Annotated in this window: 13 protein-coding genes; 4 read left to right on the forward strand and 9 right to left on the reverse strand. The window is 38.7% G+C overall.

Going from position 1 to position 13,822, the window contains the following annotated elements:
- Nucleotides 1-185: 185 nt before the first annotated feature.
- The 7 genes from lepB to C0T34_RS04190 all read right to left on the reverse strand — a co-directional run bounded on the left by lepB (nt 186) and on the right by C0T34_RS04190 (nt 7,057).
- Entirely contained in the window at nt 186-1,157 is a 972-nt protein-coding gene (lepB, locus tag C0T34_RS04160) for a signal peptidase I (RefSeq protein ID WP_098942281.1), read from the reverse strand.
- A gap of 14 nt (nt 1,158-1,171) precedes the next feature.
- Nucleotides 1,172-2,968: a translation elongation factor 4 gene (gene lepA / locus C0T34_RS04165; RefSeq protein WP_109849733.1), complete on the reverse strand. Its 1,797-nt coding sequence runs from the start codon at nt 2,966-2,968 to the stop codon at nt 1,172-1,174.
- 300 nt (nt 2,969-3,268) lie between these two features.
- Nucleotides 3,269-3,733 (reverse strand): SoxR-reducing system protein RseC, encoded by a 465-nt coding sequence (rseC, locus tag C0T34_RS04170; protein ID WP_109849734.1) that lies wholly within the window; start codon nt 3,731-3,733, stop codon nt 3,269-3,271.
- 13 nt (nt 3,734-3,746) lie between these two features.
- A complete protein-coding gene (gene rseB, locus C0T34_RS04175) occupies nt 3,747-4,715 on the reverse strand; it encodes a sigma-E factor regulatory protein RseB (RefSeq protein ID WP_098942278.1) in 969 nt (322 codons plus the stop codon).
- Between the two features lie 47 nt (nt 4,716-4,762).
- A complete protein-coding gene (gene rseA, locus C0T34_RS04180; protein WP_098942277.1) occupies nt 4,763-5,389 on the reverse strand; it encodes an anti-sigma-E factor RseA in 627 nt (208 codons plus the stop codon).
- A gap of 38 nt (nt 5,390-5,427) precedes the next feature.
- Entirely contained in the window at nt 5,428-6,006 is a 579-nt protein-coding gene (gene rpoE, locus C0T34_RS04185) for an RNA polymerase sigma factor RpoE (RefSeq protein ID WP_006533574.1), read from the reverse strand.
- Nucleotides 6,007-6,301: 295 nt separating this feature from the next.
- A complete protein-coding gene (locus C0T34_RS04190) occupies nt 6,302-7,057 on the reverse strand; it encodes a tRNA1(Val) (adenine(37)-N6)-methyltransferase (protein WP_109849735.1) in 756 nt (251 codons plus the stop codon).
- 264 nt (nt 7,058-7,321) lie between these two features.
- Between C0T34_RS04190 and srmB the strand changes: the two genes are divergently transcribed.
- A complete protein-coding gene (gene srmB, locus C0T34_RS04195; RefSeq protein ID WP_109849736.1) occupies nt 7,322-8,686 on the forward strand; it encodes an ATP-dependent RNA helicase SrmB in 1,365 nt (454 codons plus the stop codon).
- A 173-nt stretch (nt 8,687-8,859) separates the two neighbouring features.
- Here srmB and grcA read toward each other — a convergent pair whose 3' ends face one another.
- Nucleotides 8,860-9,243 carry an autonomous glycyl radical cofactor GrcA gene (gene grcA, locus C0T34_RS04200; RefSeq protein WP_023581591.1) on the reverse strand — a complete coding sequence of 128 codons (384 nt, stop codon included), beginning with the start codon at nt 9,241-9,243 and terminating at the stop codon, nt 8,860-8,862.
- A gap of 334 nt (nt 9,244-9,577) precedes the next feature.
- Between grcA and ung the strand changes: the two genes are divergently transcribed.
- Nucleotides 9,578-10,258, forward strand: a complete 681-nt coding sequence (ung, locus tag C0T34_RS04210) for a uracil-DNA glycosylase (protein WP_109849737.1) — start codon at nt 9,578-9,580, stop codon at nt 10,256-10,258.
- Between the two features lie 117 nt (nt 10,259-10,375).
- Here the strand turns inward: ung and grpE are convergent, their stop codons facing one another.
- Entirely contained in the window at nt 10,376-10,987 is a 612-nt protein-coding gene (grpE, locus tag C0T34_RS04215) for a nucleotide exchange factor GrpE (protein WP_098942272.1), read from the reverse strand.
- 100 nt (nt 10,988-11,087) lie between these two features.
- Between grpE and nadK the strand changes: the two genes are divergently transcribed.
- Both nadK and recN read left to right on the forward strand, forming a co-directional pair.
- The gene (nadK, locus tag C0T34_RS04220) at nt 11,088-11,987 is read left to right on the forward strand and encodes an NAD(+) kinase (protein WP_083629114.1); all 900 of its coding nucleotides are present in this window, start codon (nt 11,088-11,090) and stop codon (nt 11,985-11,987) included.
- Between the two features lie 87 nt (nt 11,988-12,074).
- Nucleotides 12,075-13,736: a DNA repair protein RecN gene (recN, locus tag C0T34_RS04225; RefSeq protein ID WP_109849738.1), complete on the forward strand. Its 1,662-nt coding sequence runs from the start codon at nt 12,075-12,077 to the stop codon at nt 13,734-13,736.
- Nucleotides 13,737-13,822: the final 86 nt, after the last annotated feature.

Here is a 13,822-nt window from a genome sequence, read left to right on the forward strand (position 1 = left end):
TTTCCATAACTTAATTTGAAGCACACGCAACAAATCTGTTTAAGACAACGAGAAATTATCGAGTTGGATAACAGAACTGTTGCGTTTGCACTGACCCCTGTCAATAACAGGGGCCAATCATATTTAAAGAAGCGACTTATTCTACACTTAGATAAAAAGGAATGCTGTCGCTATTTTGTTAATTATTACTTAATGCCACCGATACGGCTAAAACGAACGCCTGTTGGCCATTCATTCTCTACTTTTTCAAAGCTCATCCAGATTGTTGTCGCTTTACCGACTAAGTTCTTCTCTGGGACAAAGCCCCAGAATCGACTATCAGAGCTACCGTCTCGATTATCACCCATCATAAAGTAATGGCCTTCAGGAACAATCCACGTACCGACAGGTAATCCAGGTTGAATAAACTCTGGCATCGTCATATCACCAGGTATTGTCATAATACGGTGAGAGACTTTATCAATAGTTTCTACCCTTTCTTCTTCACGTAATTGAGTTGCTGTTGAAATAGGCTCCTCAATTGGAATAGATTTCATACCATTAATACGCTGGCCGCCCGGTACATTTTGTAATAACAACGTCCATTCACTTGGGTAAGCAGTACCGTAATTTACTGAAATTTCTTCATTGCAAATGGCTTTATCACAATTTGGATAGACATGAAGTTTTTTCGACATCATATCATAAACAATTTTATCGCCCGGTAATCCAATAACACGTTTAATAAAATCAGTAGAAGGATCACGAGGATATTTAAATACTGCAATATCACCTCGTTTTGGCTTCCCTGTATTAATTAACGTTGTCTGTGTAATTGGATCTTTTAATCCATAAGCAAATTTTTCAACCAAGATAAAATCGCCAACCAACAAGGTTGGCATCATGGAGCGAGAAGGTATTTGAAACGGCTCATACACAAATGAACGCAGAACCAAAACAATAATCAAGACAGGGAATAAAGAGCCTAATGTCTCCGCCCAGCTTGGCTTATTAATTGATTTTGCTAACTCTTGCTGATCCTCGGTCCCTTGCGTCATCTCTTGAAGACGCTTTAGTTTTGCTTTTCGGGCAGGCTTGAGCTTAAAGCGCTCAATTCCCCAAAAAACTCCCGTTATTAGCGTTGCCAGCGTTAGGATCAAGGCAAACGTGTTAGCCATGTTTTCTCCTTAAATTATTTATCTTTACCAACATGAAGGATGGCTAAAAACGCTTCTTGTGGTAGCTCTACGTTACCAATTTGCTTCATACGTTTTTTACCATCTTTCTGTTTCTGTAACAGTTTCTTCTTACGGCTAACGTCACCGCCATAACATTTGGCTAATACGTTTTTACGTAACTGTTTAACAGTTGAACGAGCAATAATGTGGTTACCAATTGCCGCTTGGATGGCGATATCAAACTGTTGACGTGGAATAAATTCTTTCATTTTTTCCACCAGCTCACGACCACGATAAGGCGCATTATCGTTATGTGTAATCAATGCTAAAGCATCAACGCGATCACCATTAATTAAGACATCTACACGTACCATGTTAGAGCCTTGGAAGCGGATAAAGTTATAGTCTAAAGAAGCATAACCGCGTGATGTTGATTTTAAACGGTCAAAGAAATCTAATACCACTTCAGCCATCGGAATTTCATAAGTCAATGAAACCTGATTACCATGATAGACCATATTGGTTTGAACGCCGCGTTTTTCGATACATAAAGTAATTACATTACCTAAATATTCTTGCGGTAATAACATATGACATTCAGCAATAGGCTCTCTGATTTCTTCAATATTATTTAGTGGTGGTAATTTAGATGGGCTATCCACTAATACAATATCACCGTTAGTCATTTCAACTTCATAAACTACGGTTGGAGCCGTTGTAATCAGGTCAAGATCATATTCACGTTCTAAACGTTCTTGAATGATCTCCATGTGCAGAAGACCCAAGAAACCACAACGGAAACCAAAACCTAACGCGGTTGAGCTTTCTGGCTCATAGAATAATGAAGCATCATTCAGGCTTAATTTACCTAATGCATCACGGAATGACTCATAGTCGTCAGAGCTAATTGGGAATAAACCCGCATAAACCTGTGGCTTAACTTTTTTAAAGCCAGGTAATGGTTTATCTGCTGGTTTTTGGGATGCTGTTAAGGTATCCCCAACAGGCGCACCTAAAATATCTTTAATACCACAAACAACCCAGCCTACTTCGCCACAATTTAATGATGTCGTATCAATTTGTTTTGGTGTAAAAATACCAATACGATCAATGTTATAAATCTGCCCGGTACTCATTACCTTGATTTTATCGCCTTTGCTGACTTTACCGTTTTTAACACGGATCAATGAGACAACACCAAGGTAGTTATCAAACCAAGAGTCAATAATCAGAGCTTGTAATGGAGCATCTGCATCACCTTCAGGCGCTGGAATTTCTTTAACAAGACGCTCGATAACTTCTTTAACACCAATACCTGTTTTTGCAGAGCAACGCACTGCATCTGTGGCATCAATCCCCACAATGTCTTCAATCTCTTCAGCAACACGCTCAGGCTCTGCTGCTGGTAAATCTATTTTATTTAAAACAGGAACGACGGTGAGATCCATATCCATCGCTGTATAGCAGTTAGCTAATGTTTGCGCTTCAACCCCTTGCCCAGCATCTACGACCAATAAGGCACCTTCACACGCAGCAAGTGAACGAGATACTTCATAAGAGAAGTCAACGTGTCCTGGGGTATCGATAAAGTTAAGCTGATAAACTTCACCGTCATCAGCGGTGTAATTCAAGGTTACGCTTTGCGCTTTGATTGTAATACCACGTTCACGCTCAAGATCCATAGAATCAAGAACCTGCGCAGCCATTTCACGATCTGATAAGCCACCACAAATTTGAATAATTCGATCTGATAACGTCGATTTACCGTGGTCAATATGTGCGATAATGGAAAAGTTACGTATGTTTTTCATTCTGAAATTATTTTTCTCTATTGCTTTGCTCTATAAATCTGGCTTTGGAGTCATTCATGGACACAAAGCGAAAACTCTATATTGCAGGAGTTATTATTGATGACGCATTCTACACACTAGAGACATTATACTCAAAGAAACGTTCATCAAACACAAACATTTATGCTAAGACTTGCATTTATTTGTAATTTTTTGCGAGTGTTTTCTAGATAAAAAATACGTTAATTTAAGATGAGTATTATTACAAAAGCGGCATGATAAAAATAATGGGGCAAATGCCCCATCTCTTCAATCAACTCATTACTCTTGAAATTGAACTTTAAGCTCATGAGGTGGAAGCCCTATTTGCAATACAATAGGTTCAAAACCTTCATCTTGGCTCCACCAAGTTGCTACTTTTTTTGCAAATAAAAAACCGAGGGCTCCCCCCACAAGTCCACTGCAAAAAATAGCAAATTCACTCGAAAACCAAAGGCTCGCAATGCCTGCGACAATAAATAAGCCAATAAGTGGTGTTAAATACACCAGCATTGCGGAAAGAAGTAGATTATTTTCAGGAATACCCACTTCCACTTTTTGCCCTTCGACTAAAGGTTGTGCAACAGGAAGTTCAAGTTGATGAACTGTCTCTGGCCCTATTTTATTTAATAAATAAGAGCCACAGGCAGCGCGAGCTTGGCAACTACCACAGCCAGAAGAAGAGCCGTAGTGTAATAACGCACGTCCTTCATGCCAATGTATAACTGTTGCCCACTCTTTAACCATAACTTATACCCTTTTACTTTTTCGTAAATACAACACTATTAACTATTGCTTGTGCCGTAGGAAACGGTAACTGACCAATAAAGGTAATTTCATTACCTTCTTTGTCATAGGTATAAATTGTATTACGACCATACCTTAACATTTTATCGCGTTCGGGCGAATTAACCTGTTGACCACTTTTATTAACATAAATAGAAAAGTCAAATAAGCCATCGCTAAATAAAATCGACTGACTAAACTCAGTTTCAGAGATCTGATGGTTACTGCGTTTTACCTCTTTAAAACCTTCTGGTAATTGACTAACCGACCAGTTATAAACCAATGGCTTAGCTTTTGGTACAAGTAATAAAGGAGGCATATTGACAGTACGTAATGAATTAAGCTCAGTTCCGACTTCACTTCCTTCATTAACCGTGATCACTCGAAATTGTTCAATGATGTCATTATTCTTATCTAACAGATCGACTCTTAAAGGCAGATATCTTTCCTCATCAATAAACAAGACATAATCGTAGCGGTCATTGTTTTTCGATAGCACACGAACAACTCGGCTTGGAATATCACCAATATGCGTTCTGCCTGCATCAATAAAATTATAATAACCCGATAACTCATTGAAATCTTGGTAAATGATTGAAGGAATATAATCAACGATATGATCATTTCTTAAGCTGAAGGCATCTAAGCCGGGTTCAAAATAGCTGATTTCATCGCCACGTTGAACAATTTCACGGCGAGTACTATCCATTTGCATTAATTGTGCAAGTGGTTTGCCATCAATCAGAGTGTGACGGTAGCGAATAGGAACAATACCTTGAGAATTGATATTGATAAAAGATAATTCATAGGTAGAGCTTTGACTTGTCTGACCCATCTTTTGCAACAAAGCCTCGACACTACCTGTTTGAGGTTGCGCCAAGGCTTGTATCGGCATTGACAGGCTGCCCACCAGCAATAAGGTGGATAACCATGATTTTTTCATTACGACTGTTTCATTCCCACACGTTATTTATACATTCACATCTATTATTACTGTGCTACTACAGGTTGAGTTTCACCTTGAGCGCTGATTGGTGCTTCATTTTGTGGTGCATTATAGATACGACGATCTAACTCATACTGTTGCAACATTAATCCAAGGCGCTGATTACGCTCTTGTAAACGTGTTTGCTGGTCTTTACCTAAAGTATCGTTTTGAAGATTTAAACTTACAGGCGAACCTGAACCCATAATAGGTTGAGTATTAAATACAGGTGTATCTATTTGGAAATCTTCAGAACCACTTTTTCCATTATATTGCTGAACACCAACAATAACAGCTAATGAAACACAAGCCGCGACACCGATTTGAGTTAACTGACTCGCCCAAGGACGTAACGTTTGTAAGAAAGAGTGCTGACGCCATTGTGATGGCGCAGGTTGCTGCTCTCGTTGTTGTTCAGGACTTATGCGAACAGGTTCATTCTCTAAAGCGAGCGCAACGCGACTTGCGATATCGAAGTGGACTACTTCACCTACATCACCACGCATTGTGTCACGAATTAAATGGTAGCGTTGCCATGTCTCTTTCATAGAGTCATCACGAGCAATTGTACCCATTAATTCTTTATCAAGAACTTCGCCATCCATAAATGCAGAAAGTTTTTCTTTTTGCATATAAAAGTACCCTTCAGTCAATGATGGTTCACCTACAATTAAAACTCTTGTATTAATGGTTGAACCTTATTATCAATAGCTTCTCGTGCCCTAAAAATGCGTGAACGTACTGTTCCGACAGGGCAATCCATAATGACTGCTATCTCTTCATAGCTTAGCCCGTCAAGTTCCCGAAGTGTAATAGCAACCCTTAAATCTTCAGGTAATGACTCTATAGTGTGAAAAACTACTCTCCGTAACTCTTCAGACAACATTAAATTCTCAGGGTTCGAAATTTCTTTTAGTGCATTTGGTGATTCGAAGTTTTCAACATCACTCGCATCTAAATCATTCGAAGGCGGACGTCGCCCCTGTGCAACCAGATAATTTTTTGCTGTATTCACAGCAATGCGATAAAGCCATGTATAAAAAGCACTATCTCCACGAAAAGAACCGATGGCACGATAAGCTTTAATAAAGGCTTCTTGCGAAACATCTGGTACATCGCCCTGTGGTACATAACGAGAAATCAGGCTTGCTACCTTGTGTTGATAGCGGATAACCAGCAAATTAAAGGCTTTCTGGTCACCATTTTGTACCTTTTCAACCAACATTTGGTCCGTTAACTGCTCGCTCATTAGAGATGGACTCTCCCGAAGTCAAGCTTCGCACTATTTTTAAATGACTCCGTCATATTTACTCTCGTTATTCCTTCTCGTTTTATGAGCTACAAGACTTGGAGTGCAAAAATAGTATGAAGTTCAATTCAATCATTATTTTAAGAGATGAATCACAAAAAAATCATCATGGTGATCACCCAACCAAAATGCAATTTGCCAATAAAAAAACGATAACACAATGATATTATTTAAATATATACGATTACTTACAACAATATATATTATCTTAAACAATGTATTATTAAATATAGATTTAATAATATAAATAAAAGTCAGTCACCCAAGAGCGAAACTTATCAGTGTAGTGCCCTTCATTATTACGAATAATAAGTTCATCTATACTACATTCAACACTGCTTTGATTTTGTCTTTGAAATGCTAACAAAATTCGATGATAAGATTTATCTGCACTGTCTTTAATATTAACGCGTTTTGCAATATTCCACTCTTTTTTTTCTGCGATTTCAATAAATTGCTCACCAATAGAGTAAGGTAATACAACACAGAACAAACCATCTTTGGTGATAAGTGATTGTGCACTATCCAGCAATCCCTCATGCGTTAAGGTTTTGGTATAACGTGCTTGCTCACGAACATCATTACGACAAGCAATTGCTGGTTCAAAATAAGGAGGATTACTTACAATCAAATCATACTTGTTTTGTGCTTGTTCAGCATAATGATAAATATCATCATGATGGATATGAATAAGTGAGCGCCATTGTGACTCTTGAGCATTTTCCGTAGCTTGTGATGCAGCCTTTTCATCAAGTTCAATACCATCTAGGCGCTCAATTTGATTCGCTCGCTGAGCCAGCATTAATGCAATTAATCCACTCCCTGTACCAATATCAAGCGCTCTTTTTACATTATCAATAGGTGCCCAAGCCCCTAATAAAACACCATCTGTACCCACTTTCATTTCACACTTATCATGAGCTACAAAAAATTGTTTAAATGTAAAACCGCCTTTACGTAGTCCCGCTTTTCTCACTTTCTTTTGATTCATCTATCGGCTCTATTGATTCGTATTACTATCTCTTTTTTATTACTTATCATTCATGTCATTGGAAAAGAGATATATGGTATGATAACGCTTCTGCAACCCCTATCTTAACATTAAACTATTTGTATACGATGCACGCTTATTTAGATTAAGCCTAAAAACAACAAATACCTTCGTCTATCGGTAATATATAATGTGATAGCGGTAAATCCTCTGGCTTTTAGCGGGGGATAATGTCAAAATCCGCGCCCTAAACAGAGGTATACAATGACAGCCACGACATTTTCCAGTCTTGAACTTGATGAAAGTTTATTGACCGCATTAGAAGAAAAAGGATATCAACGTCCTACAGCTATTCAAGCAGATGCAATTCCTGCCGCAATGGATGGACGCGATATTTTAGGCTCTGCGCCAACAGGCACAGGGAAAACTGCGGCCTTTTTGCTTCCGGCAATTCAACACTTGCTTGATTATCCACGTAAAAAATCAGGCCCGCCACGTATTCTTATCCTAACACCAACTCGCGAACTTGCTATGCAAGTTGCAGAACAGGCAAAAGAATTATGTGCGCATACACATTTAGATATCGCCACTATCACAGGCGGTGTTGCTTATATGAATCACGCTGAAGTCTTCAGCGAGAACCAAGATATTGTTGTTGCAACAACAGGTCGTTTATTACAGTACATCAAAGAAGAAAACTTTGACTGCCGTGCGGTAGAAATGCTGATTTTAGATGAAGCAGACCGCATGCTAGATATGGGTTTTGCTAACGATATCGAAACGATTGCAGGCGAAACTCGCTGGCGCAAACAGACATTACTGTTCTCTGCAACACTAGAAGGTAATGCGGTTATTGATTTTGCACAGCGTATCCTCAACGAACCTGTTGAACTTAATGCTGATCCATCTCGCCGTGAGCGTAAAAAAATTCAGCAGTTCTATTATCATGCTGATAATCTCGAACATAAAACAGCGTTGCTTGCTGCACTATTGAAGCAAGACGATGTTAAAAAATCGATTGTCTTTGTTCGAAAAAGAGAGCGTGTAAGAGAGCTTGTCACTGCGCTAGAAAAACAAGGTATTAAATGTAGCTACCTTGAAGGTGAAATGGCGCAGACACAGCGTAACGATGCGATCAAACGTTTAGAATCAGGAAAAATGAATGTGCTTGTTGCAACAGACGTTGCTTCTCGTGGCCTTGATCTAGATGACATCACACACGTTTTCAACTTTGACTTACCTCGTACTGCCGATGTTTACTTGCACCGTATTGGTCGTACAGGACGCGCAGGTCGTAAAGGTATCGCTATTTCATTAGTTGAAGCTCACGATCACCCATTATTAGGGAAAATTGGTCGTTACGTTCAAGAGCCTATTAAATATCGTGTTGTTGCTGAACTACGTCCAGAAACCAAAGCACCAAGCCTGAAAGCAACATTCAAACCTTCTAAAAAAGTGCTCGCTAAACGCAAAGCGAAAAAAGAAGAAGAGAAAAAAGCGGTTAAAGAGAAAGTGCGGACTCGCGATCGTAAAAATATCGGTAAACGTCGCAAAGCAGTTGCTAAACATACAGAAAAAAATGTGGCTCCTACTGCACCAGCAAAAGAAACGAATACTGATAACGAATAATCTGTACTCTTTCTGATCTTATAAAAAAACCGTAGCTATATAATGTAGTTACGGTTTTTTGTTGTTCTCTCTTCTTTTTTATTTTATATAGAAAAAAGTCTTATATAGAAAAATAGAAAAAAGCCCGATATTTTCATATCGAGCTTATTATTAACTTATTACTTTAGTGAAAATTACAGGCTTTCTGTGAAAGTACGAGTAATAACATCACGCTGTTGTTCTGGGGTCAGAGAGTTAAAACGCACTGCATAGCCAGAAACACGAATAGTTAATTGAGGATATTTCTCAGGATTGTTAACAGCATCTTCCAGTGTTTCACGGCTTAATACGTTAACGTTAAGGTGTTGACCACCTTCTACACGAACAACCGGTTTAGATTCTACAGGCACTTCTCGGTATTCGATATTGCCTAACTCTTTACGGTTAATCACTTGACCTTCTTCAAAGCCTTTTTTAGCACAGATGCAACGAGCTTCGCCGTTTTCATCATCTAATAACCAGAAAGAATGTAATAAATCGTCGTTATCAGCTTTAGTAATTTGGATACCAGTAATCATTTCGACCTCCAATGTGGGCGCAAAATCAAATTCTGATCTCATACCAGAACTTGGGTATTTGGTCTAACCAATGTTTCTGTCTACTTATATACCAGTATAAATGGCGCCATTCTTTGATAAATATCAATAAAATTCATAAGCACTTTATCCAACAAGGTGCAAAGTGTTGTTTTAAATCAATAATCATTTATGACTGACTTGCAATTTTTTTTGTAAATTTTCAAATAAAAGTTGAGAAATCAATTAATTCTTATTTTTAGGGCGTAATATTTTCATTCCCCTGATGAAATCGGTAAGCTTAGACACTATAAGATATCAACAAGGATTTTAAGTTATGACTACACCATTAACTTGGCATGATGTGATAGGCCCTGAAAAAGAGAAGCCTTACTTTCATCAAATTATGTCTCAAGTCGCACAACAAAGAGCCGCAGGTAAAATCGTTTATCCACCTCAAGAAGATATTTTTAATGCTTTTCGTTTTACGCCTTTTGATAATGTGAATGTAGTTATTTTAGGGCAAGATCCTTATCACGGCCCTAATCAAGCACATGGACTCTCTTTTTCAGTACGACCGGGCGTGCCAGCGCCTCCTTCATTAGTCAATATGTATAAAGAGCTTGAAAAAGAATACCCTGATTTTAAACGCCCCAACCACGGCTATTTAGAAAGCTGGGCTAAACAAGGTGTTTTATTACTTAATACAGTATTAACAGTAGAGAAAGGCCAGGCACATTCTCATGCCAACTATGGTTGGGAAATCTTTACTGACGCAGTAATTGAACAGATCAATCAGCGTAGGGACGGGGTTATTTTCTTACTTTGGGGCGCCCATGCTCAGAAAAAAGGACGTTTTATTGATACCAATAAACACGTTATTTTAAAAGCACCTCATCCATCACCACTCTCTGCCCATAGAGGCTTTTTAGGTTGTGGTCATTTCAAACAAGCCAATGATATTTTACAACAACAAGGTCGTACACCTATTAATTGGCATCTTGATCCTATTGAATAATAACGCCCCATAAAACATAAAACCGCACAATAACAAGAATATTTAATAATCTTCGTATTGTGCGGTTTACTTTATCTACATGTAATAACACATGTGATAACAGATGCTTTATCGATATTATTTAGAAACGATAACCATAGCTGGACGTAATAAACGACCATTTAAGGTATAACCTTTTTGCATAACATCGACCACATGATTGGATTCATGTTCAGGGCTATCAATTAAAGTCATCGCTTGGTGAACTTCAGGGTTGAATACCACATTTTTTTCTTCAACCACTTCGATACCAAATTTACGAACAGCATCTAAGAATGATTTTAGAGTTAATTCTAACCCTTCAATCATTGGCTTTAATGATTCATTTTCATGATCAGCCGCAGATAAAGCACGCTCTAAATTGTCGAGTACAGGCAATAACTCATTAGAAAACTTCTCAAGTGCAAATTTATGCGCTTTCTCAATATCTTGCTGAGTACGGCGACGCACATTTTCAACTTCAGCAAGAGCACGAGCCATCGCTTCACGCTCTGTTTTTTGTGATTGCTCAAGTTGTTTTTCCAGAGAATCAACACGCGCTAATGCTTCCACTAATTCAGCTTGAGCATTAAAGTCCGCTTGTGCTTCTTCGGTCATTGCTGGCTCTTGAGGCTCGTTCATTGCAGATCCCATTCCTTCTTTTTCTTTTGAGGCTTGCTCTTCATGTACATTTTGTTCTTTACTACTCATGAACATCTCCGCGTAGTTTTAGTATTCATCTTCATATTTAGTTTATTATGGGGATCAATAAACGGGTTTCAAGGAATTGGCGCAAAACGAGGGTAAAAAAATGCCAGATAATACCGTAACGGAAGAAAAACACTTTAAATGCATTGGCATTGTTGGTCATCCACGCCATCCTGAAGCAATTTCAACTCATGAAATGCTCTATCATTGGCTATTGGCTCAAGGCTATGACGTTATTATTGACACACAAGTTGCTCAAGAACTAAAACTAGAAAATGCACAAACTGGTGATTTAACACAAGTTGGCAAAGTTGCCGACCTTGTCATTGTTGTTGGTGGTGATGGCAATATGCTTGGCGCTGCGCGCGTTTTATCTCGTTATAATATCAAAGTGATTGGTGTTAACCGAGGTAATTTAGGTTTTCTTACTGATCTTGATCCTGATAATGCTTTACAGCAATTAACTAACGTATTAGCGGGGCATTATCGCGAAGAAAAACGGTTCTTACTTGAAGCTCGAGTCTGTGCTGAAGGTCAAAGAACACGCATTGGTACAGCAATCAATGAAGTCGTGCTTCATCCTGGTAAAGTCGCCCATATGATTGAGTTTGAAGTTTACATTGATGATCGCTTTGCTTTCTCTCAACGTTCTGATGGCTTAATTATCGCAACACCTACGGGATCAACCGCCTACTCACTTTCTGCGGGTGGCCCTATTTTAACGCCAAACCTTGATGCTATTGCGCTTGTGCCTATGTTCCCACATACCTTATCAGCACGTCCTTTAGTTATCAGCAGTGATAGCCAAATTCGCTTAAAATTCTCACAAACAAATATCGATTATGAAGTCAGTTGCGATAGCCAATTAGTGTTACCGATTAAAGAAGGTGATGAAGTTATTATTAAGAGAAGTCGTCAAAAGCTCAATTTAGTTCACCCTACTGATTACAACTATTTTAATACACTCAGCTCAAAATTAGGTTGGTCGAAAAAAATGTTCTAATTTTTGTGCCTCCCTACTTTACTGTATAAAAAACCAGTTTATACTGTATGTAATTACAGATATGTTTTTATACACAGGAGAGGCACTATGCTGACTCAATTAACCATTAGTCATTTTGCCATAGTCCGTGAACTTGAAATCGATTTTTCTGGTGGCATGACCACCATTACAGGCGAAACTGGCGCAGGTAAGTCTATTGCGATTGATGCTCTAGGTTTATGCTTAGGTAACCGTGGTGATGCCAATATGGTGCGCCCAGGTGCAACTAGAGCCGATTTATGTGCACGATTCTCACTCTCTGATACGCCATCAGCACAACGCTGGCTTGAAGAACATCATCTTGATGATCATAACGAATGCCTATTAAGAAGAACTATCTCTACTGATGGGCGTTCTCGTGGTTTTATCAACGGCACTTCCGTACCACTTTCACAATTAAGAGAGCTTGGTTCATTACTTATTCAAATTCATGGGCAACATGCTCACCAGCAACTTCTAGAGCCTCGCTATCAAAAACAACTGCTTGATATCTATGCCCATGAACCTGCTTTATTAAAAAACATGAAGTCGGCTTATCAAACATGGCATCAAAGTTGCCAAACTTTAGCTGCTTTTCAACAACTTTCTTTAGAACGAGAAGCAAGGCAACAACTGGTTGATTACCATTTAAAAGAGCTCAATGAATTTCAACCAGTGCAAGGTGAATACCCAGAATTAGATCAAGAATATAAACGCCTTTCTAACTGTGGTCAGTTTTTAACGCTAAGCCAAAATAGTTTACAAATTTTAAGTGACAACGAAGAGCAAAATATTTTAAGTATGCTCAATGTGGCTAAACATGAAATTACTGAACTAACCTCAATGGAAAGTCAGTTCAATTCATTATTAGAGATGCTAGAAGAAGCTACTATCCAAATTAGTGAAGTGAGTGATGAACTTCGTCACTATAGCGATCGCTTAGAGATGGACCCTAATCGCTTATTTGAAGTAGAAAAACGCATGTCTAAGTATATTAGTTTGTCGCGTAAACACCGCGTCGCACCTGAAGAACTCTATGATCTTCATCAGCAATTAATTGAAGAGAAAAATGCCCTACTTCGTCAAAATGATGATTGTGAGGCTTTAATAGAACAAGTCAAAGCTGATCATTTAATTGCATTAGATGTCGCAAAACAACTGCACCAAGTTCGCCAACAATATGCGAGTGAATTAAGCCAACTTATCACTAACAGTATGCATCAGTTATCAATGCCACATGGTTATTTCACTGTTGATACCCATTTTGATGACAGCTCACTACAAATCGATGGTGCCACAAAAGTTGAATTTAATGTCACCACAAACCCAGGGCAACCCCATCAAGCACTTTCTAAAGTCGCTTCAGGGGGTGAGTTATCACGTATTGCACTCGCAATCCAAGTGATCACAGCAAAAAAAATGGATACCCCAGCACTTATTTTTGATGAAGTTGATGTGGGTATCAGTGGTCCAACGGCGGCTATTGTAGGTAAATTACTACGTGAGTTAGGCGAGTCTACTCAAGTTATGTGTGTCACTCACTTGCCTCAAGTTGCAGGTTGTGGTCACCAACACTATTTCGTCAACAAAGAGACAAATGGTGAAGAAACTGAAACAACAATGAAATTGTTATCGAAAAAAGAGCGTTTACAAGAGCTCGCTCGTTTATTAGCAGGTAGTGAAGTCACCAAAAATACCCTAGCAAATGCGAAAGATTTGTTGGCTGCATAACGATTAACAAACTTTTATTGATATTTAGGGTCATAGGCAGAGCGTGAAAGGTTTTCAATTGCTGCGTTGTCGATTATCATCGTCAC

Origin of the sequence: Proteus sp. CA142267, assembly GCF_003336825.1 — a bacterium.
GTDB classification, from domain to species: domain Bacteria; phylum Pseudomonadota; class Gammaproteobacteria; order Enterobacterales; family Enterobacteriaceae; genus Proteus; species Proteus terrae.